The following is a 21922-nucleotide window of genomic DNA, read 5'->3' on the forward strand; positions in this document are numbered from 1 at the left end:
ACGTTGGTTGCCGCCACTGATCATCAGTCCGCGTGACCTCGGACACAGCCACATGACGGCACAGACGGCACAGGACGGAAGGGGCCGGTGGCCGCTCCTGAGAGCGTGCCACCGGCCCCTTCCCCGGTGATACGGATTCCGCCGGTTCAGCCCCCCACGGGCGAATCCAGTGCGGTGCGCTGTTCCACTCCGGTGTTGCGCGCCAGCGACTTGGCGGACAGCGCCTCCGTCGCGGCCTCGAACTGCTCCATGGAGGTGGGCTCGTCGGGGCCGAGCAGATAGCGCTTCAGCTCCCGCCGCTCCTCCGCCAGCCGGTCGGACGCCGGGTCGGCGACCGCGGCGAGCAGCTCGTCCAGTTCGCGTGCGCTGTTGGTGAGGATCACGGCGGCCCGTACGGCGGTGTTCTGCCGCTTGAACTCCTCCTCGCCCAGCTCGGCGGAGTCAGTGACCGCGTACGGCTTGCCGCTCGCGATGAAGTCGGAGACCACGCTGGAGATGTCGGAGACCATGGCGTCCGACTCGTTGAAGCAGTCGTAGAGCGCGGGCTCGGCGCCGCTCACGACCCGGTGCTCCCACCAGCCGAAGGAGCGCCAGTAGGCGTCGTTCCACTCGCGCCTAAGCCGGGTCAGCTCCTCCTGCCGGGCGGGGTCGGCCTGCGCGTCGCGGGACTGCTCGGCCTCGTCGCGCCCGCTCTCCCCGGCGCCCGTCAGCGCGTCGAGGCGGGCCGAGATCCGCGCCAGCTCCGCCTGGGCGGCGGTGCGGTCGGCGGCCAGGGCGGCGGTCTCGTCGGCCCAGCGGGGGTCGGTGGCGCGCCCGGCGGCGGCCTTCTCGACCAGGGCGACGACGCGGCCGTGCACGGCCTTCGCCTTGGCGCTGCGGGTCCCGGTGAAGGGGTGCGGCTTGTAGATCACCCGGACCGGCGGGTCGGCCGCGAGGAGCCGCTTGACGATGTTCTCGCCGGCCGTCAGCAGCGAGGTGTTGCCGGGGTTGTCGTCCCAGCCCTCCCAGGTCGGCGCGTACAGCACGGTCGGCACGGGGTGGCCGGGGGCGCCCCCGGCGGTCCTGATCGGGGCGAGCTGCGGGCGGCCCACCTCCACGATGTCCTCGTCGCGCACCCCGACGTCGGCGAGCGCGTACCGGTCGCGCCCGGCCTTGCCCGCCGTCCACACCTCGTCGTACGCCTTGCTGTACGGGTTGACGCTGGCCAGCTTGTCGCTGTCGCCGTGGCCGATGAAGACGTGCTTCATGGTGGGCACACGGAGCATGTGGATGTTCTTGCCGACGTTCGCCGCGTAGAGCGCGACCCGGACGGTCGAGAGGTCCAGGTTCATCAGGTGGACGCCGCCGGGCACGCAGAGCACCGGCACCCCGGTCGGGTTGAGCTGCTGGGCGATGACCCGCTCGCGGAGCACGATCAGCGGCCGGCCCGCCATGCGGTCCATGGTGTCGAGCCACATGTTGACCTGGTACGCGGACTCCTTGGAGCCGGAGAAGTACAGCATCACGGTGGGCCGGTACTCGGCGAGCCAGGTGTCCACGGCGGCGAGGACCTTGTCCGCGTTGGGCACGAGCCGGCTCGGCCGCAGGTACGGCAGGAGCGCGGCGATGTAGCCGACGGCGAGGACCAGGCTGAGGCCGAGGCCGGTGAAGCCGTAGATGTTGTCGCGGACCTGGAGCGTGATGATCACGCCGACCATGGCGAAGACATCGAGGTGGAGCATCTTCTCGGCGGGGCGGTCGAGCAGCCACCTCGGCGGCGCGTCCGGGATCCGGATGGCGGCCAGGTCGATGTTCTTGGTGACCACGGGGAGCTTGCGGCGGAGCCGGAGCAGGGTGACGATCGCGCCGTGCGGCGCCTGGAGCCCGTAGAACAGCAGCACCATGACGACGGTCACATAGAAGATCCGGTCCTCACCGAGGCCGGACCTGGCGACCAGGAGCACCAGCAGCATCTGCCGGATCAGGAACCGGATCGAGAGCCCGGCACGCACCTTGGCGAGCCGGTTCACCAGGTAGCTGCCGCGCTGGTGGAGATAGGTGTCCGCGAGATAGGTCACGGCTGCGGCCGCCGCGAAGAACCAGAGGTTGGGGATTATCGCGGCGAGCATGACGCACGGGAAGCTGATTCCCAGAAGAAGTGCGGCTGCCAGCTCTGATCCGCTGCCCACACGGGCCAGGCGGATAGCTGTCGAAATCACGGAAAACCTGCTCCAGACCGTGCCGGCTGTGGACCTTGCGAGAGACGCGTGAAGGGCGTGGCTTCACGCGATGGTTCACGAGATGGGGCCTCCGTGGTGCGTACATACGCGACCACAGAGGCCCTGTCAAAGATTGTCAAGAATTATTACACATCTTCCTGACGATCCAGTACGGCGGCGAGCGCCGCCTCGAACGAGGAGGTCTCCGAGGCGCCCCGGGTCGGGTCCTGCTGCCGTACGTCGATCACATGGCCGGTCAGCTCGGAGAGGAGCACGTCCAGGGAGGTCTTGGCGACCGCCTCGGAGGAGAGCAGCGAGCCCTCGGGCTCCTGGCCGAAGGCCTTGGTCCGCATCGGGGTGGCGGTCCGCTCGGGGTTGACGCAGTTGACGCGGATGCCCTCGCCCGCCCACTCGTCGGAGAGCGCCTGGGTCAGGTTGACCATGGCGGCCTTGGTGGACGAGTACAGGCTGTACTCGGCGCGCCCCCGGGTGTAACTGCTGGAGGTGTAGAGCATGAGCTGCCCCTTGGTCTCCGCCAGGTACTTGTACGAGGCGCGCGCGATCTGCACCGGCGCCAGGTAGTTGACGTTCAGCGCCTCCTGGATGGTGGTGTTGTCCGTCTCGGCCAGCTTGCCGATGCGCAGCACGCCCGCGGTGTTGATCACGTAGTCGATCCGGCCGGTCTCGCCGTAGGCGCGGGAGAGCGCGTCGTCCACGTGCTCCGGGTTCTCGACATGCGTCCCGGTGGTGGAGCGGCCCAGCGCGTACACCGTCGCCCCGTACGACTCGGCGAGCTTGGCGATGTCGGCGCCGATGCCGTACGAACCGCCGAAGACCACCAGGGTCTTCCGGGTGAGCAGTTCGCGGTACGAGTCCTCGGAGGGCTGCTCGGGGGCGGTCGCGGAGGCGAGCTGGAAGAGCTTGTCGGCGATGAAGACGTCGACGGGCTGTGTCACCTTCATGTTGTACTCGTCGCCCGCGACGACGTAGATCGGCGTGTCCGGCAGGTACTTGAGGACGACGGAGCAGTCGTCGGTGGCCTGGAAGTTCGGGTCGCCCGCGGCGATCTCGTACGCCTTGCGGACGGTGGAGAGCTTGAACGCCTGCGGGGTCTGGCCACGGCGCAGCCGGGAGCGGTCGGGGACGTCGGTGATGAACTCGCCGTCGCCGCCGTGGGTGCGGGTCACGATGATCGTGTCGGCGGACGGGATGGCGACGTCCACCGCCTCGTACCGCTCCAGCGCGTCCACGCAGTCCTTGATCACGCGCTGCGAGAGCAGCGGGCGCACCGCGTCGTGGAAGAGGACATTGCGGTCCTCGCCCGGCGCCAGGCCCTCGCTCAGCGCGGCGATGGCGCGCTCGGTGGTCTCGTTGCGCGTCGTGCCGCCCTCGATGACCCGGGTGACCTTGGCGAGGCCCGCCTTCTTGACGATCTTCTCCACGTCGGCCACATAGCCGGGGGCCATCAGCACGATGACGTCGTCGATCGAGTCGCTCTGCTCGAAGATCCAGAGGGTGTGCTCGATGACCGCCTTCCCCGCGATCTTCAGCAACTGCTTCGGGATCGACAGGCCCACCCGCTGACCGGTACCGCCCGCCAGGACGACGGCGGTGGTGCGGGGCTTCGCGGGCGACGCGGACGTTGCAGACACAGGAAGGACCTACCTTGCGGGCTCAGAGGATGGAGCGATGGTCCCACCCGCGGCAATCGTCGTGCAAGGTGGACCACAGCCGTACGCCACCACCCGGCAACCCATGATTCACCTGGGAAGACAGGTGAGTCCGTGGCGTGCGACCGGAAGGTGTACGTGAAGGAGACCACAAAAGATTCACGTCGGAGCACGGTGGGTCACAGATGAGAGCCGCCCCGGGAGGCCCGGAGCCGGCCGGCCCGGCTCCCCCGCCCCGAGAACGCCCGCGCCCCGCCGCGCGGGGGCGGCGGGGCACGGTTTCCCCGTACGGCGCCCGGGGGCGCGCAGGGGGCGGACATACGGGGCGTACGGCGCCCGGTCCGTACGGTGTCCACGGTGCGCGGCGTACGGGGGCGTGGACCGCACCCCGTACGGGCGCGTGACGCGTGGCTCAGAAGGGCCGGAAGCCCTCGAACTCGCGCTGGGCCTCGTCGCGCTCGGCTTCGCGGTCGCGGCGGCGCTGCGCCGCAGGGCGCGGCTCCTCCAGCCGGTGGTCCTCGCCGCGCCGGCCGAGCATCTCCGCGCCGGCCATCACCGTGGGCTCCCAGTCGAAGACGACCGCGTTGTCCTCGTCGCCGATCGCGACGCCGTCGCCGGCCCGTGCGCCCGCCTTCATCAGCTCGTCCTCGACCCCGAGCCGGTTGAGCCGGTCCGCGAGGTAGCCGACGGCCTCGTCGTTGTTGAAGTCGGTCTGGCGGACCCAGCGTTCGGGCTTGTCGCCGCGGACCCGGTAGATGCCGTCCTCCTCCAGGACGACGGTGAACCCGGCGTCGTCCACGGCCTTCGGGCGGATGACGATCCGGGTCGCCTCCTCCTTCGGCCGCTCCGCGCGCGCCGTCGCGATGATCTCGGCGAGCGCGAACGAGAGTTCCTTCAGGCCGAGATGGGCGACGGCCGACACCTCGAAGACACGGTAGCCGCGCGCTTCGAGATCGGGCCTGATCATCTCGGCGAGGTCCCGGCCGTCCGGGATGTCGACCTTGTTGAGGACGACGACGCGCGGCCGGTCGTCGAGGCCGCCGTACTGCGTCAGCTCCGCCTCGATGACGTCGAGGTCGGTGACCGGGTCGCGCTCCGACTCCAGCGTCGCCGTGTCCAGGACATGGACGAGGACGGAGCAGCGCTCGACATGGCGCAGGAACTCCAGGCCGAGACCGCGCCCCTGACTGGCGCCGGGGATCAGCCCGGGGACGTCGGCGATGGTGTAGACGGTCGAACCGGCCGTCACCACACCGAGGTTGGGGACGAGCGTCGTGAACGGGTAGTCCGCGATCTTCGGCTTGGCGGCGGAGAGCACGGAGATCAGCGAGGACTTGCCGGCGCTCGGGTAGCCGACGAGCGCGACATCCGCGACCGTCTTCAGCTCCAGCACGATGTCGCCGCTGTCCCCGGGCTCGCCGAGCAGCGCGAAGCCGGGCGCCTTGCGGCGGGCCGAGGCCAGCGCCGCGTTGCCGAGGCCGCCGCGCCCGCCCTCGGCGGCGACGAAGGTGGTGCCCTCGCCGATCAGGTCGGCCAGGACATTGCCGCGCCCGTCGAGCACGACGGTGCCCTCGGGGACCGGCAGGACCAGGTCCTGGCCGTCCTTCCCGGAGCGGTTGCCGCCCTCGCCGGGCCGGCCGTTGGTGGCCTTGCGGTGCGGCGAGTGGTGGTAGTCGAGGAGCGTCGTCACCGACTGGTCGACGACGAGGATCACATCGCCGCCCCGGCCGCCGTTGCCGCCGTCGGGGCCGCCGAGCGGCTTGAACTTCTCACGGTGCACGGAGGCGCAGCCGTGGCCTCCGTTACCCGCGGCGACATGCAGCTCGACGCGGTCCACGAAGGTGGTCATGGGGTTGCCTCCAGTACATCCGTTACCTCGGGTACCTACGGACTCACGTACCCGTGGAAGTGTCTTCTTCTCAACGCGCGAAAGGCGGACCCGCTTCCCGTCTCCGGGAAGTGAGGTCCGCCCTCGCGAAGAACCGCTCTACAGACGCCGGTCCGCCCACCGGTACCCGCAGGGGGTACCCGGAAGGGGGTGACTAGGCGACGGGAACGATGTTGACGACCTTGCGGCCACGGCTGGTGCCGAACTCCACCGCGCCCGGGTTCAGCGCGAACAGCGTGTCGTCGCCGCCACGGCCGACGCCGGTGCCCGGGTGGAAGTGCGTGCCGCGCTGGCGGACCAGGATCTCACCGGCGCTGACGACCTGACCGCCGAAGCGCTTCACGCCGAGCCGCTGAGCATTGGAGTCGCGCCCGTTCCGGGTGGACGATGCGCCCTTCTTGTGTGCCATGTCTCCTCAGTCCCTTACTTCGCGGCGGCGGGGATGCCGGTGACCTTGATCGCCGTGTACTGCTGGCGGTGACCCTGGCGGCGGCGGTAACCCGTCTTGTTCTTGTAGCGAAGGATGTCGATCTTCGCGCCCTTGTGGTGGTCCACGATCTCGGCCTGGACCTTGATGCCGTCCAGCACCCACGGGTCGCTGGTGACCGCGTCACCGTCGACCACGAGCAGCGTCTTGAGTTCGACGGTGTCGCCGACCTTGCCGGTGGAAATCTTGTCAACCTCAACGATGTCGCCGACAGCAACCTTGTGCTGGCGACCACCGCTGCGCACGATGGCGTACACGCGGAACTCACTCTCGCTCGGAACGGAACCTCTGATGCCAGCCGCTCGCACGGGCCCGGGGCCCGTGACGGTCCTGACAGGACGAGCGGCCTCCCCCGGAGATCCGGGAGGTGGGTGCTCAGAGGTGGGCGCGTATTGGAACACACCGAAGGTTTAGATTACGGGGCCGCTGTCCAGAGGGTCAAACCGGCCCCTGCGGGGTGTGGACAACGGCATACGTACGTACGCCCTTGTCCACACCCCGGGGCGGATCCGCCGAGGTCACTCCCCGGTGGAGGCCGTGACGCCGGCGGGCGCCGGCTGCTCGGCCGCCGCGGTCTTCTTCGCGGTCTTGGCGGTCTTGGCCGTCTTGGTGGCCTTGGTCGCCGTCTTCTTCGCCGTCGTCGTCTTCTTCGCCGCGGCCTTCTTGGTGGCCGTCTTCTTCGCGGCCGCCTTCTTGGCGGGGGCCTTCTTGGCGGCCGTCTTACGGACCGTCTTCTTCGCCGGGGCGGCCTCCTCGGCCTCGGGAGCCTCCGGGGCCTCGGCGGCCCCGGGGACATCCGTGGCGGTGTCCGCGGGCGCCTCGGCGGTCGCCGCTGCCTCCACGACGACGACGGCCGCCTCCTGCGCGCCCGAGGGCGAGCCGGCCGGGGCGGTGACCTTGCGGGTCACCCGGCGGCGCGCACGCGGCGGAGCGGCGACGGGCGCCTCCTCCGCCACCGGCTCCTCGGCCGCCGGCGCGGGCTCCGCGACGGCGCCGGCGGCGGCGACGGGCTCGGCCACCGGCTCCGGGGTCACGGGGAGCACGACCTCGGCCACCGCGTCCGCGTCGGCCGCCTTCGGCGACCCGGCCGGAGCCGACGCCTTACGGGTGGCCCGGCGGCGCGTACGCCCCTGGGGCGCCGCCTCGGCGACGGGCGCCTCGGCGGCCTCCGGAGCGGCGGCCTCCTGCGCGGCGGGCGCCACGGGGGCCTCCGCCGTCGCGGCAGCCGCCGGAGCCTCGGACGCCACAGCGGCCTCCGGCGCCCCGGTGACCTCAGCAGGCGCCTCCGCACCCTCCGTCACCCGGGTCTCGGAGTCCGCCGCCTTGGGCGACCCCGCGGGGGCGGACGCCTTCCGCGAGGCGCGGCGCCGCGAGCGGCCCCGTACGGCGGCCTCGGCCTCCGCGACGCTGCTGTACAGCTCCTCGTCCGGGACGAAGTCGGGCGCGGGCAGGGCGACCGGGGCGGCCACCTCCGCCGCCACCTCGGCCTCGGACTCCGCCTCGGCCTCCGCAGGGGCCGCCACCTCGTGGTCGTGCTCGTGGTCCGCGCCGGCGCCGCCCCGGCCGCGCTTCTTGGCGCGCTTGCCGGTACCACCGCCGCCGGACGCCACCGGCTGCTCCATGTGGACGATGACGCCGCGCCCGTTGCAGTGGACACAGGTCTCGGAGAAGGACTCCAGCAGCCCCTGGCCGACCCGCTTGCGGGTCATCTGCACCAGGCCCAGCGAGGTGACCTCGGCGACCTGGTGCTTCGTACGGTCCCGGCCCAGGCACTCCAGCAGGCGCCGCAGCACCAGGTCCCGGTTGGACTCCAGCACCATGTCGATGAAGTCGATGACGACGATGCCGCCCAGGTCGCGCAGGCGGAGCTGGCGCACGATCTCCTCGGCCGCCTCCAGGTTGTTCCTGGTGACGGTCTCCTCCAGGTTGCCGCCCTGGCCGGTGAACTTCCCGGTGTTGACGTCGACCACGACCATGGCCTCGGTCTTGTCGATGACCAGGGAACCGCCGCTGGGCAGCCAGACCTTGCGGTCCAGCGCCTTCATGAGCTGCTCGTCGATGCGGTACGTCGCGAAGACGTCCACCTCGCTGGTCCACCGCGAGAGCCGGTCGGAGAGGTCGGGCGCGACCTGGCCGACGTACCCGCTGATCGTCTGCCAGGCGTCCGTGCCGCTGACGATGACCTTCGAGAAGTCCTCGTTGAAGATGTCGCGGACGACCCGGACGGTCATGTCCGGCTCGCCGTAGAGCAGCGTCGGCGCGTTGCCGCTCTTCGCCTTCTTCCTGATGTCCTCCCACTGGCCCTGGAGACGCTCGACATCGCGGCGCAGCTCGTCCTCGCTGGCGCCCTCGGCTGCGGTACGGACGATGACGCCCGCGTCCTCGGGGACGATCTTCTTGAGGATGGTCTTCAGCCGCGCGCGCTCGGTGTCAGGGAGCTTGCGGCTGATGCCGGTCATCGACCCCTCGGGCACATACACGAGGTACCGGCCCGGCAGCGAGACCTGGCTGGTCAGTCGGGCGCCCTTGTGGCCGATCGGGTCCTTCGTCACCTGGACGAGCACCGACTGGCCGGACTTGAGGGCGGTCTCGATACGGCGCGGGCCGTTGGCCATGCCCAGCGCCTCGAAGTTGACCTCACCGGCGTACAGGACGGCGTTGCGCCCCTTGCCGATGTCGACGAACGCGGCCTCCATGGAGGGCAGGACGTTCTGCACCTTGCCCAGGTAGACGTTGCCGACGTAGCTGGTCGCCTGCTCCTTGTTGACGTAGTGCTCGACCAGGACGTTGTCCTCAAGGACGCCGATCTGGGTGCGCTCGCCGTGCTGGCGTACGACCATCACGCGCTCGACGGCCTCACGGCGGGCGAGGAACTCCGCCTCCGTGATGATCGGCACCCGCCGGCGGCCCTGCTCGCGCCCCTCGCGGCGGCGCTGCTTCTTGGCCTCCAGACGGGTCGAGCCCTTGATGGACTGGACCTCGTCGGCGCCGGTGCCCGGCTCGCTCTCCTTGGCGCGGCGCTCGCGCGGCTCGCGGACCTTGACGACCGTACGCTCCGGGTCGTCGCCCCCGGCGGAACCCTCGGTGTCGGCGGAACCCTCGGCGCTGCGACGGCGCCGGCGACGCCGTCGACGGCTGCTGGAGGAGGAGGAGCCCGACGAGCCCTCGTGGTCGTCGTGGTCGTGTTCGTCGTCCTCCTCGGCGGAGGCGGCGGAGGCGGGGGTGTCGGCGATCGAGTCCTCCCGCTCCTGTCCCGCCTCGCCCGGGTGCCCGTCGGCGGCCTCTCCGTGCTGCTCGTCGGCGGTCTCCTCGGCCTCGGCGGCCTCGCCGCGACGGCGGCGCCGGCCGCCCCTGCGGCGGCGCCGGGAGGGCCGGTCGCCGTACTCGTCGGTCTCCTCGGCGGCGTCGGCCTCCTCGTCGACGGCGGCGGCCTCCGGCTCCTCGTCGGTGCCGTGCGCGGGCTCCTCGGCGGGGGCGCGCGTCTCCTCGGCGGTACGGGCGGCCTCGGCGGCCTCGCCCCGGCGGCGGCGCCTGCTGCGGCGGCCCGAGGGCTCGGGGGCGGCCTGCTCGGCGGCGGTGTCCTCGTCGTCGTACGGGTCGTACGCGTCCTCGGCGCCGGAGCCCGCCCCGGCGGCGGCCATCGCGGCGGCGGTCTCCGGGGTCTGGAACATCGGTTCGGTGAAGACGGGCGCCTGGAAGACGGCGACGGCGGGCCGTACGGTACGGCGCCGGGTGCCCCGCTCGGACTCGCGCTGCGCGGGCTGGGCGGCCTGGACGGGCTTCTGGGTGGCGACCCGCTCGACGGGCTCGGCGGCCCGCTGGACGGGCTTCTCCCGCGCCTCCTCGGCGGCGGGGCCCACGGGCGCGGCGGCGGCCTCGGGCGCGGTGGCCGGGGCGGTGGCCCTGCGGCGGGCACGGCCCCGGGTGGCGGCCTTCTCGGCGGCCTGGACCTCCGCCCCGTCGGCGGCGATGCGCGCGGCGTCGCCCTGCGGCAGGCTCTCCCCGCCGGACGCCCCGTTCCCGGTCTTCTCCACGGTCGCGCTCTCGGCGGCGGCCTGGTCCTTCCCGGCCTCCGGCGGCCCGGCGGGCGCGGTGGCCCGGCGGGAGGCGCGGCGGCGGGGGCGCGCGGCGGGCGCGGCCTCCTCGGCAGGGGCCTCCTCGGCCGGGGCCTGGGCAGCGGCCTCGGCCACGACGGCGGCGGGCGCCTCGGTGACGCTCTCGGCCTCGACCGGCCCGGTGACGGTCGTCTCGGGCGCCGAGACCTTACGGGTGGCACGGCGGCGGGCCCGGGGCGGCGCCGCAGGCTCCTCGGCGGGCGTCTCCACGGCCTCCGCGGTCTCGGCGGCGGCCAGGGCCACCACGGTCTCGGCGGCGGCCTCGGCGGCCGGAGCGGGGGCCGCGGTCTTCCGCGTGGCACGGCGGCGCGGCCGGGCCGGCGCGGCCGGCTCCTCGGCGGCGGCCTCCGCACCCTCCGCGACCACGGCCTCGGCGGCCGGGGCGGGCGCGGCGGTCTTCCGCGTGGCACGGCGGCGCGGACGCGCCGGCGCCGGGGCCTCCTCGGCGGGCGTCTCCACGGCCTCGGCGGCCTGCGTGACCTGCGCGGTCGCCGCACTCTCCGCGCCGTCCGCCGCCACGGACCCGGCCGCGGCTTCGGCGACGGCTGCGGATGCGGCGGGCGCCGTGGGCGGTCCGGCCGGGCGGGACGCGGCGCGGCGCCTGCGGCGCGGCGGCAGCGTATCGCTGGGTGAGGTGTTCTCTTCGTTGTCGGTGGGTTCCCCGGGGGTACCGGGTTCGGTGGACTCGAGCATGCGGGCGGTTCTCCCGTCACGCTCCCGGGCGCCACGCCTGATTCCGGTCCGGCCACGGCCCGCGCTGTGCGCGGCTGCCGCCGTCCGGGGCGCGGGCGCCGCACGGGAGCTGTTTATGTCTGGGTCGCCGGTTCCGTGCGCGATGTACGCACGGCCTGGCGAAAGTCTTCTGGTCAGTGCGCCTCCCGACCCAGGTGGCTCCCGAGTCACAGGGCTGCGCTACAACGACCGCCTTACGCGGAACCTGCCCCTTCGAGCGCCGTCGCGGCGGCGGGTCCGGCGGCCTTGGATGGGGCAGGCCGGGCTGCCTCGCGGTCGGGCGCGAGCGGGTCGGTCACCGTGCCGGACTCCTCGTCGAAGAGCCCCTGCGCCAGCCTCGTCACCGCTGCGGGAACGGGCGGCGCCAGGTCGGCCACAGCGCGGAGACCGGACAGGACGTCGTCGGGCCGTACGGCGGGTGTCGCATGCCGCACAACCAGCCGCAGTATCGCACAGGGCCCGTCGCCCGGCCTATCGGCCTGTGGACGGACCACCTCCAGGGCGGCCACGGCGGCCCGTGCGTCGAAGGTCCGCAGACCGTTCTTCGCACGGCGTTCCACCTCGACGGTCCCGGCGGCGAGGAAGAGCGACACGGCGCGTTCCGCCGCCTCCTCCGTGACGCCGTCCAGCCGCAGCTCCCATACGGAAGCGGTGAGCCGGTCGGCGAGCCCGGAGGTGTGGGCCTCGACGGCGTCGATGACGTCGAGCCCGGCCGGCAGCGAGGCGTCGAGCAGCGCGCGCAGCGTCTCCGGGTCACGGGTCGCCACCAGGGAGATCTCCAGATACTCGGCCTCGCTGCCGGTGCCGGTGGGTGCGGCATTGGCGTACGACACCTTCGGGTGCGGGGTGAACCCCGCCGAGTACGCCATGGGCACCTCGGCGCGGCGCAGGGCCCGCTCGAAAGCGCGCTGGAAGTCACGGTGGCTGGTGAACCGGAGGCGGCCTCGCTTGGTGTAGCGCAATCTGATGCGCTGCACCGCCGGTGCGGGCGGCGGGCCTTCGGGCTGTCGCTTGCCCAGGGGTTCTTCTCCTCGGTGCGGGCGGTACGCGGTGACGCGCCGCCCTTGAACGAAACTACGGCCGGGACCGCCCCGGGCTTCCGGCCCTGCCCCACGGGATGCGGGGAGGTCCCGGATGCGGGCGCCGCGCCGGGGACGATCGTTGTACTACCCAGAGTACGCGCACGCCGCTCCGGCGGTTCCCCAGGCTGTGGAGAACGCGCGCGCCGCGCCGACGGGGCGGCCTGCGGCCACGGCTCCGGCGCCGGAACGGAACCGGGGCGCTCAGCCGTCCGTACGGATCCAGTACCGCAGCTTCCCGCCGCGTTCGTCCTCCAGTTTCCCGCCCGCCGCCTCGATCACCCGGCGCGAGGCGGTGTTGGTGGTGTCGCAGGTGACGAGCGCGGACTCGATGCCGAGCCCCCGCGCGACCGGCAGCGCGGCGCGCAGCATGGCGGTCGCGTGCCCCCGGCGGCGGGCGGTGGGACGGACGGCGTACCCGATGTGGCCGCCGAGTTCCCGCAGGAAGGGGTTGAGCCGGTGGCGGATGTTGAGGCGGCCCAGAAAGGTGTCGCCGTCGACGTACCAGAGCGTGGTGCTGGGCACCCAGCCGGCGATGCGCGGGGTCTCCTCCAGCGGCTCGGCGTTGAGGTGCGCGCAGTACTCCGCGAAGACCTCGGGCCGGTGCCAGACCTCCGCGTACTCCTCCATCTCGTGCAGGAGCAGGGAGCGTTCACCGGCCCCCTCCTCGACGAACTCGTCGATCGCTTCGAGAAACGAGGCGTGGACGCGGGTGGCGGGCGCGATGAACTGCGGCATCGTCCCATTCTGCCGCCGCCCCCCGCGCCCGGCTCCGGCCACCGTCACAGGAAGGGTCACTTGACGACCGTGAGCGGCAGCAGCTTCTTCCCCGTGGGTCCGATCTGAATGGAGGTGTCCATCTGCGGGCAGACACCGCAGTCGAAGCAGGGCGTCCAGCGGCAGTCCTCGACCTCGGTCTCGTCCAGCGCGTCCTGCCAGTCCTCCCAGAGCCAGTCCTTGTCGAGACCGGAGTCCAGGTGGTCCCAGGGCAGGACCTCCTCATAGGTGCGTTCCCGTGTGGTGTACCAGTCGACGTCCACACCGAAGGCGGGGAGCGTCTTCTCCGCGCAGGTGATCCAGCGGTCGTACGAGAAGTGCTCGCGCCAGCCGTCGAACCGGCCGCCGTCCTCGTACACCGCCCGGATGACCGCGCCGACCCGCCGGTCGCCGCGCGAGAGGAGGCCCTCGATGATGCCGGGCTTGCCGTCGTGGTAGCGGAAGCCGATGGAGCGGCCGTACTTCTTGTCGCCGCGGATCTTGTCGCGGAGCTTCGCCAGCCGCGCGTCGGTCTCCTCCGCGCCGAGCTGCGGCGCCCACTGGAAGGGGGTGTGCGGCTTGGGGACGAAGCCGCCGATGGAGACGGTGCAGCGGATGTCGTTCTGGCCGGAGACCCGGCGCCCCTCGGCGATGACGTTGACGGCCATGTCGCCGATCTGGAGGACGTCCTCGTCGGTCTCGGTGGGCAGCCCGCACATGAAGTACAGCTTCACCTGGCGCCAGCCGTTGCCGTACGCCGTGGAGACCGTACGGATCAGGTCCTCCTCCGAGACCATCTTGTTGATGACCTTGCGCATCCGCTCGGAGCCGCCCTCGGGCGCGAAGGTCAGCCCGGACCTGCGGCCGTTCCTGGTCAGCTCGTTGGCGAGGTCGACATTGAAGGCGTCGACCCGGGTGGAGGGGAGGGAGAGTCCGATCTTCTCGTCCTCGTACCGGTCCGCGAGCCCCTTGGCGACATCCGCGATCTCGGTGTGGTCGGCGGAGGAGAGCGAGAGCAGGCCGACCTCCTCGAAGCCGGTCGCCTTCAGCCCCTTGTCGACCATCTCCCCGATGCCGGTGATGGAGCGTTCGCGGACCGGGCGGGTGATCATGCCGGCCTGGCAGAAGCGGCATCCCCGGGTGCAGCCGCGGAAGATCTCCACGGACATCCGCTCGTGGACCGTCTCCGCGAGCGGGACCAGCGGCTGCTTGGGGTACGGCCACTCGTCGAGGTCCATGACGGTGTGCTTGGAGACCCGCCACGGGACGCCGGAGCGGTTGGGCACGACGCGGCCGATCCGGCCGTCCGGCAGGTACTCGACGTCGTAGAAGCCCGGCACGTACACGCCGCCGGTCCGCGCGAGCCGGAAGAGCAGCTCCTCGCGCCCGCCGGGGCGGCCCTCGGCCTTCCAGGCGCGGACGATCCCGGTGATCTCCAGGACGGCCTGCTCGCCGTCGCCGATGACCGCGCAGTCGATGAACTCCGCGATCGGCTCGGGGTTGAAGGCGGCGTGGCCGCCCGCGACGACCACCGGGTGGTCGACGGTCCGGTCCTTCGCGGCCAGCGGGATCCCCGCCAGGTCCAGCGCGGTGAGCATGTTGGTGTAGCCGAGCTCGGTGGAGAAGCTCAGTCCGAAGAGGTCGAAGGCGGCGACCGGGCGGTGCGCGTCCACCGTGAACTGCGGTACGCCGTGCTCGCGCATCAGCGCCTCAAGGTCCGGCCAGACACTGTAGGTGCGCTCGGCCAGCACGCCCTCGCGCTCGTTCAGCACCTCGTACAGGATCATGACGCCCTGGTTGGGCAGTCCGACCTCGTACGCGTCCGGGTACATCAGCGCCCAGCGGACGTCGGTGTCGTCCCACTCCTTGACGGTGGAGTTGAGTTCACCCCCGACGTACTGGATCGGCTTCTGCACATGCGGGAGCAGAGCTTCGAGCTGCGGGAAGACCGATGTGACAGGCATCACGGAATCTTTCGTGGACCGACAGGGGAACCGACAGCGGCGGCCTCCCAGCGTAACGCGGCCTACGGCACGCCCCGCCCGCTCAGTCGTCGGAGGCGATACCGAGACGGGCCCGGAGCGCGGGCTCGGAGGCCGCCGCCCAGACCTCCGGCAGCTCCCGCTCGCGCCGTGCGGCCAGCGCCTGCTCCTGCCCGTAGAGCATCCCCCAGACGAACGCGGACTCCCCGGCCGCGTGGGCCCGTACCGCGAGGTCCCGCAGCACCTCGCGGGCGACGACGCTGTCCTGGTGGTCACCGAGAAGCGTCTGTACGGCCTTGACGCGGCGCGCGAACCTGGTGGCGGGCTTGCCCAGCGCGGGGGCCGCCGCCTCCGCCGCGTACCGGGCGCGCTTGGCGGCCTTGCGGGCGTCGTGCAGCGCCAGGTCGCGGTCGGGCCCCGGCGGCAGGGTGAGGGCGTCCTCGATCCGGGCCGCGAGGCCGTCGTAGACCCGGTGGATCTGCGCGGGCAGCACCTTCTCGGGCTTCCCGGCCGCGCCGGGACGGAGCGGCGGGGCGGCCAGCAGGGCGTCGAGGGTGGCCAGCAGGGTCAGATAGCGCTCGCTGTCGAGTACGGCGACGGTCCTGGCCCGGGAGCCGGTACGGCCGCCCGCCCGCCAGATCCGCAGCCGGGCCTGGACCGGACCGAGCAACAAGGTGCCGGGCACGGCGTCGACGCGGGCGGTCAGCCGTTCGCTCAGCACCTCGTGGTCCCGGTCCACACCCAGTTCGGCGGCGAGCCACTTCAGTTCGGCACCCACCGGGTCGGTGACGTTCCGGTCGAGGACCTTGCGGTACGTACGGAGCGCGGAGCGCAGCCGGCGGGTGGCGACCCGGAGCTGGTGGACCGAGTCGGGCAGGTCGCGGCGGACGGCGGGGTCCTGGGCGACGATCGCGGCGACCTGGGTGCGCAGATAGCCGAGGATGTGGTCCCCGGCGGTGGCCGCTCCCCGCTCTCCCGGTTCCGGCGGGGCGGCAGGAGGCGCCTTCCGGCCGCCTTCGGTGAGCGCGCGGGCGAGTTTCGAGGCGCTCCCGGCCGGGCGGAGCCCCGCGCCCCTGAGCCGCTTCTCGACGGCGTCCAGGACCGCGGGGCGGGCGCCGTCGGCGAGCTCCACCTCGACCTCGGTCCAGGCGGTGTCGGCCCGCTGGTGGCCGGTCCCGGGGAGCCGCCGGGCCCGTACGGTGTCCACGGCGACCTCGGCGAGCGGGGTGCCCGCCGGGTCGACCAGCAGGCTCGCCTCGCGGGTGGTGCGGAGCCGGACCACCGGGATGAGTTCGGCGTCGCGGACCCGGGAGCGGACGAGTCCGGCGAGTTCCGCCGGGAGGGTGTCGGCGAGCGGCGCCCGGATCTCGTCGCGGATGCCGGAGGCGACGGGGAACTTGAGATGCCATCCCTCGTCGTCGCCGCCGGTTCTGCGGCGCAGCGTGAGCCCGTCGGCGTGCAGCCGCAGCGCGGGGGTGTCGTAGTAGACGGCGTCCAGCTCCCGTACACCGAGGTGACGGACGGCCGCGACGCCTTTGGCGGAGGCGAGGTCCGGCAGCGCGGGCGGCTCGCCGTCGTCCGGGCGCGTGGGGAGTTCGTACTTCCGCTCGATCTCACGCTTGGTGTCCGTCATGTACCGAATTTACCCGCCGGGAGAGCCCGAGGGCACCCCCCGACGGATAACGCCAGGGCCGGACGGCGGAGCGGGTTCGCCCGGCTCAGGCGGTGAGCGGGCGCTGCACCCGGATCGACTGGAGCAGCCCCACGGCCATCCAGACGGCGAACATCGACGTGCCCCCGTACGAGACGAAGGGCAGCGGCAGCCCGGCCACCGGCATGATGCCGAGGGTCATCCCGATGTTCTCGAAGGACTGGAAGGCGAACCAGGCGATGATCCCGGCGGCCACGATCGTCCCGTAGAGCTCGGTGGTCTCGCGGGCGATCCGGCAGGCGCGCCAGAGGATCACCCCGAGCAGGACGAGGATGAGTCCGGCGCCGAGGAAGCCCAACTCCTCCCCCGCGACGGTGAAGACGAAGTCGGTCTGCTGCTCGGGGACGAACTGGCCGGTGGTCTGCGAGCCGTGGAAGAGCCCGGTGCCGGTGAGTCCGCCGGAGCCGATGGCGATGCGCGCCTGGTTGGTGTTGTAGCCGACGCCGGCCGGGTCGAGGTCGGGGTTGGCGAAGGCGGCGAACCGGTTGATCTGGTACTCGTCCAGCACGCCGAGCGCGGCGACCGCGATGGCCCCGGCGACGCCCGCGCCGACCAGTCCGATGATCCAGCGGTTGGAGGCGCCGGAGGCGAGGAGCACGCCGAGCACGATGACCGCCATGACCATCACGGAACCCAGGTCGGGCATGAGCATGACGATGCCCATCGGGATGACGGCGAGGACCAGGGACTTGGCGACCGTACGGTGGTCGGGGTGGACCTGGTCCCCCGCGTCGACCCGGGAGGCGAGCATCATCGCCATCCCGATGATGATGGTGATCTTGACGAACTCGGAGGGCTGGAGGGTGAACCCGCCGCCGACCACGATCCACGAGTGCGCGCCGTTGATGGTCGCTCCGAGCGGGGTGAGCACCAGCAGCACCATCAGCACGGAGATCCCGTAGAGCACCGGGACGGCGCCGCGCAGGGTGCGGTGGCCGAGCCAGATGGTGCCGATCATCAGGGCGACCCCGATGCTCGTGTTGAGGAGGTGGCGGAGGAGGAAGTAGTACGGGTCGCCCTGGTTGAGATGGGTGCGGTTGCGCGTCGCCGACCAGACCAGGAGGGAGCCGAGGACGGAGAGGGCGAGCGAGGAGACGAGCAGCGGCCAGTCGAGCCGCCGCACCACCGAGTCGCGGGCCGCGAGCCGGGCCCAGGTGGAGCGCTGCGGCCCGTAGCCGGAGACGGAGAAGCCGCTGGTGCCGGCCATGGGTCAGTCCCTCCGGCCGGTCTGGACGGGCGGGCCGGCGAGCACCTGCTCGTCCGGGTCCTCCTGCTCCGGCTCGTACGGCGCGACCTTGGGGGCGTCGATCGAGCCGTCGGGCTGGATGGTGGGGAGCGCGGTGCGCGGGGCGGGCATGAGCGCCTTCTTGAGGTCCTGTTCGCCCTTCGCGTTCAGCCCGTACATCGCCTCGTAGATCTTGCGGACGGCGGGCCCGGAGGCACCGGAACCTGTACCACCCTGGGAGATCGTCATGACGATGGAGTAGTCCTTGGTGTACGAGGCGAACCACGAGGTCGTCTGCTTGCCGTAGACCTCAGCGGTACCGGTCTTGGCGTGCATCGGGATCTTGTCCTGGGGCCAGCCGCCGAACCGCCAGGCGGCGGAACCGCGGGTGGCGACGCCCGCCAGCGCCTCGTCCATCTCGTCGCGGGTCGCCTTCGACATGGGCAGCTTGCCGTGGGACTTGGGGGCGATCTCCTCGACCTGCTTGCCGTCGGGGCTGATGATCGCCTTGCCGACGGTGGGGGTGTAGAGGGTGCCGCCGTTGGAGATGGCCGCGTAGATGGTGGCCATCTGGATCGGGGTGACGAGGGTGTCGCCCTGGCCGATCGAGTAGTTGACGGAGTCACCGGCGCGCATCAGGTTGCCTTCGAGGCAACCTTCGTAGGCGAGCTGCTCGACATAGGTGCCGCCCTTCTTGCCCTGCTTGCACCAGCCGGTCTTGTTGGCCTCCCAGAACCTCTGCTTCCACTGGCGGTCCGGGACGCGCCCGGTGACCTCGTTGGGGAGGTCGATGCCGGTCTCGGCGCCGAGGCCGAACTGGTGGGCGGTCTTGTAGAACCAGTCGTGGGCGCTCTTCTTCGGCTTGGTGCCGCCGTCCTTCTGCCACTCCTTGTGGGCGAGACCGTAGTAGACGGTGTCGCAGGAGACTTCGAGGGCCCGGCCGATGGTGATCGAGCCGTACCCCTTGGACTCGAAGTTCTTGAAGACCTGGCTGCCGACGTTGTACGAGCTGGGGCAGGGGTAGTTGCCGTTGAAGGGGTACCCCGCGTTGACGGCGGCTGCCGACGAGACGACCTTGAAGATGGAGCCGGGGGCCGCCAGGCCCTGGATGGCGCGGTTGAGCAGCGGGAAGTTGGAGTTCTTTCCGGTGAGCTTTTCGTAGTCCTTGGCGGAGATGCCGCCGACCCAGGAGTTGGGGTCGTACGTCGGCAGGGAGGCCATGGCGACGACACGGCCGGTCTTGGCCTCCATGACGACGACGGCGCCGGAGTCGGCCTTGTAGTTCTCGTTGGTGTTGCGGTCCAGCTCCTTGCGGGCTTCCTTCATCGCCTCGTTGAGTTCGTACTCGGCGACGGCCTGGACCCGGGCGTCTATCGAGGTGACCACATTGGCGCCGGGCTTGGCCTGGTCGCCCTTGGCCTGGCCGATGACCCGGCCGAGGTTGTCGACCTCGTAGCGGGTCACCCCGGCCTTGCCGCGGAGCTGCTTGTCGTAGGTGCGCTCCAGGCCCGAGCGGCCGACCTGGTCGGAGCGGAGGTACGGCGAGTCGGACTTGGCGGCCTTGGTGATCTCCTCGTCGGTGACGGGCGAGAGATAGCCGAGGACCTGGGCGGTGTTGGCGAGGCCGGGGGCGGCGTAGCGGCGTACGGCGGTGGGCTCGGCGGTGATGCCGGGGAAGTCCTCGGCGCGCTCGCGGATCTGGAGCGCCTGCTGGGTGGTGGCCTCGTCGGTGACCGGGATCGGCTGGTACGGCGAACCGTTCCAGCAGGGCTGGGGGGTCTTGGCGTCGCAGAGCCGGACCTTGTCCATGACGTCCTTGGGGCGCATGCCGAGGATGTCGGCGAGCGCGGTGAGGACGGCCTTGCCGTTGTCCTTCATCTTCATCAGCTCGGTGCGGCTGGCGGAGACGACGAGGCGGGTCTCGTTGTCGGCGAGCGGCACGCCGCGCGTGTCGAGGATCGAGCCGCGCACGGCGGGCTGGATGACCTGCTGGACGTGGTTGTTCTTCGCCTCGTCGGTGTACTCCTGGCCGTTGCGGACCTGGAGGTACCAGAGCCGGCCGCCGAGGGTGAGGAGCAGGGAGAAGACGAGGACCTGGATGACGATGAGCCGGATCTGGACCCGGGGGGTCCGCCCGGTCTCCGGGATATTGCTCACTGCGACCCCCCACGGGCGCTACGGACGGTACGTGCGGTGGCGGTACGACCGGGTGGTGCTGGTGGTGCTGGTGACTCGGGTGATGCCGGTGGCGCTGGTGGTACGGACGGGGCGGGCGCGGCGGTCACAGGCGCTTGACCCCCTTGATGCGTCCGGCGCGCGCCGCGCGGTTACGGGCCGACCTGACCCGCAGGGCGCCGCGCTGGCCGCCGATCCGCAGCCCCGTACCGGCGCTGAGCCAGCCGGAGGACATGTCGCCCGCGCTCTCCCGGGAGTCGGCGAGCGGGTCGTTCTCGGCGCGTCTGGCGAGCGCCATGACGAGCGGCACGACGAACGGGGCGAGCAGCAGGTCGTAGACGGCGGCGGTGAGGATCAGGCCGCCCAGGCCCACATGGCGGGCCGCGGTGTCGCCGACGAGGGCGCCGACGCCCGCGTAGAGCAGGGTGGAGCAGATCGCCGCGGCGACGACCGCGATCATCGGTCCGGCCGCCGAGCGGAGCTGGCCCTTCTCGGGGCGGACCAGTCCGGTCGCGTAACCGATGACGCAGAGCACCAGCGCGTACCGTCCGGCGGCGTGGTCGGCGGGCGGCGCGAGGTCGGAGAGGAGCCCGGCGCCGAAGCCGATCAGGGCGCCGCCGACATGCCCGTACACGAGGGCCAGGGCGAGGACGACGAGGAGCAGGAGGTCGGGTACGGCGCCGGGGAGCTGGAGCCGGGCGAGCACGGACACCTGGACGACCAGGGCGACCACGACCAGGGTGACGGAGAGCAGAATCCGGTTGAAGCGCATGGGGATCAGCCCTACTCCTGGTCGTCTGCGGCTTGGCCGTCGTCGCCGGGTCCGGCGTCGGGATCGGCGTTCGGCCGCGGGTTCGCGTTTGCGTTTGCGTTCGGGTCGGGGTTCGCGTTCGGGTCGACGTTCGCGTTGACGTTCGTGTCGGGGAGCGGCTCGGCGTTCCCGTTGGCGTCGAAGTTGCCGTCGGCGTTGGGCGAGGGGGTGACCGTCACGGTGACGGTGGGCGTCGGGACGGGCTGCGGCTTGGGCGGCAGCACCGTGTCGCGGGGGTCCTCGCGGGGCGCCTCGACGACGACGCCGACGATGTCCAGCTTGGTGAAGCCGACGAACGGCCGCACCGAGAGCGTACGGGTGAGGTCGCCGCCGGACGGGTCCACCCGGACCACCTCGCCGACCGGGACCCCGGGCACGAACGGCTTGTCCTTGCTGGAGCCGAAGGTGACCAGCCGGTCGCCCTTCTTGATCTTCGCCTTGCCGTTGAGGAGCTGGACGGAGAGCGGCCGGTCGCCCTGTCCGGTGGCGAAGCCGAGTTCGTCGGAGCCCTCCATCCGGGTGCCGACGGTGAAGCCGGGGTCGTTGGCGAGCAGCACGGTGGAGGTGCGGGGGGCGACGGTGGTGACCCGGCCGACCAGGCCGTCCCCGTTCAGTACCGTCATGTCGCGCCGGATGCCGTCGTCGCCGCCCATGTCGATGGTGACCGTCCAGGAGAAGCCCTGGGCCGCTCCTATGGCGATGACCTGGGCGCCCTTGATGCCGTACTGTCCGGCGCCGGCCCGCTTGAGCATCTTGTCCAGCTCGCGGACCTGGCTGCGGTTGCGGTCGTCGCTGCCGAGCCGCTGCTTGAGCGCGGTGTTCTCGCGCTCCAGGGCGGCGATCCGGTTGTGCCGCGAGCCCGAGTCCCGGACCGCCCCTATGGCGTTGCCGACCGGGTTGACCGCTGCGGCGACCCCGTTCTCCACGGGGCCGAAGACCGTGGCGGCGGCCTGCCGGGCGCCGTCCACGGGGGAATCCTCACCGCCGCGGATGTCGACCGTGATCAGTGCGAACGCGATGGCGATCAGCAGCACCAGGAGCAGACGGCTCTCTCGTGTGTCCCTCACGTGCGGCGGCCGTGCCTTCCTGCTTG

14 protein-coding genes are annotated in these 21922 nt (G+C 71.9%); all 14 read right to left on the reverse strand.

Annotated features, from left to right (window positions below):
• Positions 1–146: 146 nt before the first annotated feature.
• The 14 genes from AB0O07_RS27500 to mreC all read right to left on the reverse strand — a co-directional run bounded on the left by AB0O07_RS27500 (position 147) and on the right by mreC (position 21896).
• Entirely contained in the window at positions 147–2198 is a 2052-nt protein-coding gene (locus AB0O07_RS27500) for a hypothetical protein (protein WP_365638027.1), read from the reverse strand.
• Between the two features lie 146 nt (positions 2199–2344).
• Positions 2345–3850 (reverse strand): bifunctional cytidylyltransferase/SDR family oxidoreductase, encoded by a 1506-nt coding sequence (locus AB0O07_RS27505; RefSeq protein ID WP_365638029.1) that lies wholly within the window; start codon positions 3848–3850, stop codon positions 2345–2347.
• Positions 3851–4280: 430 nt separating this feature from the next.
• Entirely contained in the window at positions 4281–5717 is a 1437-nt protein-coding gene (obgE, locus tag AB0O07_RS27510; RefSeq protein ID WP_365638031.1) for a GTPase ObgE, read from the reverse strand.
• A 193-nt stretch (positions 5718–5910) separates the two neighbouring features.
• Positions 5911–6165 carry a 50S ribosomal protein L27 gene (gene rpmA, locus AB0O07_RS27515; protein ID WP_365638033.1) on the reverse strand — a complete coding sequence of 85 codons (255 nt, stop codon included), beginning with the start codon at positions 6163–6165 and terminating at the stop codon, positions 5911–5913.
• Positions 6166–6179: 14 nt separating this feature from the next.
• Positions 6180–6500, reverse strand: coding sequence for a 50S ribosomal protein L21 (rplU, locus tag AB0O07_RS27520; protein WP_329827115.1), 321 nt, complete (start codon positions 6498–6500; stop codon positions 6180–6182).
• Between the two features lie 261 nt (positions 6501–6761).
• A complete protein-coding gene (locus AB0O07_RS27525; protein WP_365638037.1) occupies positions 6762–11051 on the reverse strand; it encodes an Rne/Rng family ribonuclease in 4290 nt (1429 codons plus the stop codon).
• Between the two features lie 233 nt (positions 11052–11284).
• Complete coding sequence (locus tag AB0O07_RS27530) at positions 11285–12067, reverse strand: TIGR03936 family radical SAM-associated protein (protein ID WP_365638040.1); 783 nt, start codon at positions 12065–12067, stop codon at positions 11285–11287.
• Between the two features lie 306 nt (positions 12068–12373).
• The gene (locus AB0O07_RS27535) at positions 12374–12907 is read right to left on the reverse strand and encodes a GNAT family N-acetyltransferase (RefSeq protein ID WP_365638041.1); all 534 of its coding nucleotides are present in this window, start codon (positions 12905–12907) and stop codon (positions 12374–12376) included.
• 56 nt (positions 12908–12963) lie between these two features.
• Positions 12964–14889, reverse strand: coding sequence for a TIGR03960 family B12-binding radical SAM protein (locus tag AB0O07_RS27540; RefSeq protein WP_365638044.1), 1926 nt, complete (start codon positions 14887–14889; stop codon positions 12964–12966).
• 82 nt (positions 14890–14971) lie between these two features.
• Positions 14972–16540: a CYTH and CHAD domain-containing protein gene (locus AB0O07_RS27545; RefSeq protein ID WP_365638047.1), complete on the reverse strand. Its 1569-nt coding sequence runs from the start codon at positions 16538–16540 to the stop codon at positions 14972–14974.
• An 85-nt stretch (positions 16541–16625) separates the two neighbouring features.
• Entirely contained in the window at positions 16626–17825 is a 1200-nt protein-coding gene (gene rodA / locus AB0O07_RS27550) for a rod shape-determining protein RodA (RefSeq protein ID WP_365638049.1), read from the reverse strand.
• A 3-nt stretch (positions 17826–17828) separates the two neighbouring features.
• The gene (mrdA, locus tag AB0O07_RS27555) at positions 17829–20000 is read right to left on the reverse strand and encodes a penicillin-binding protein 2 (protein WP_365638052.1); all 2172 of its coding nucleotides are present in this window, start codon (positions 19998–20000) and stop codon (positions 17829–17831) included.
• Between the two features lie 124 nt (positions 20001–20124).
• Positions 20125–20790 (reverse strand): rod shape-determining protein MreD, encoded by a 666-nt coding sequence (mreD, locus tag AB0O07_RS27560; RefSeq protein ID WP_365638055.1) that lies wholly within the window; start codon positions 20788–20790, stop codon positions 20125–20127.
• Between the two features lie 11 nt (positions 20791–20801).
• On the reverse strand, positions 20802–21896 hold the full coding sequence (gene mreC / locus AB0O07_RS27565) for a rod shape-determining protein MreC (RefSeq protein ID WP_365638057.1): 1095 nt from the start codon (positions 21894–21896) through the stop codon (positions 20802–20804).
• Positions 21897–21922 lie beyond the last annotated feature (26 nt).

The sequence above is a fragment of the Streptomyces sp. NPDC093085 genome (genome assembly GCF_040683935.1).
GTDB lineage: Bacteria > Actinomycetota > Actinomycetes > Streptomycetales > Streptomycetaceae > Streptomyces.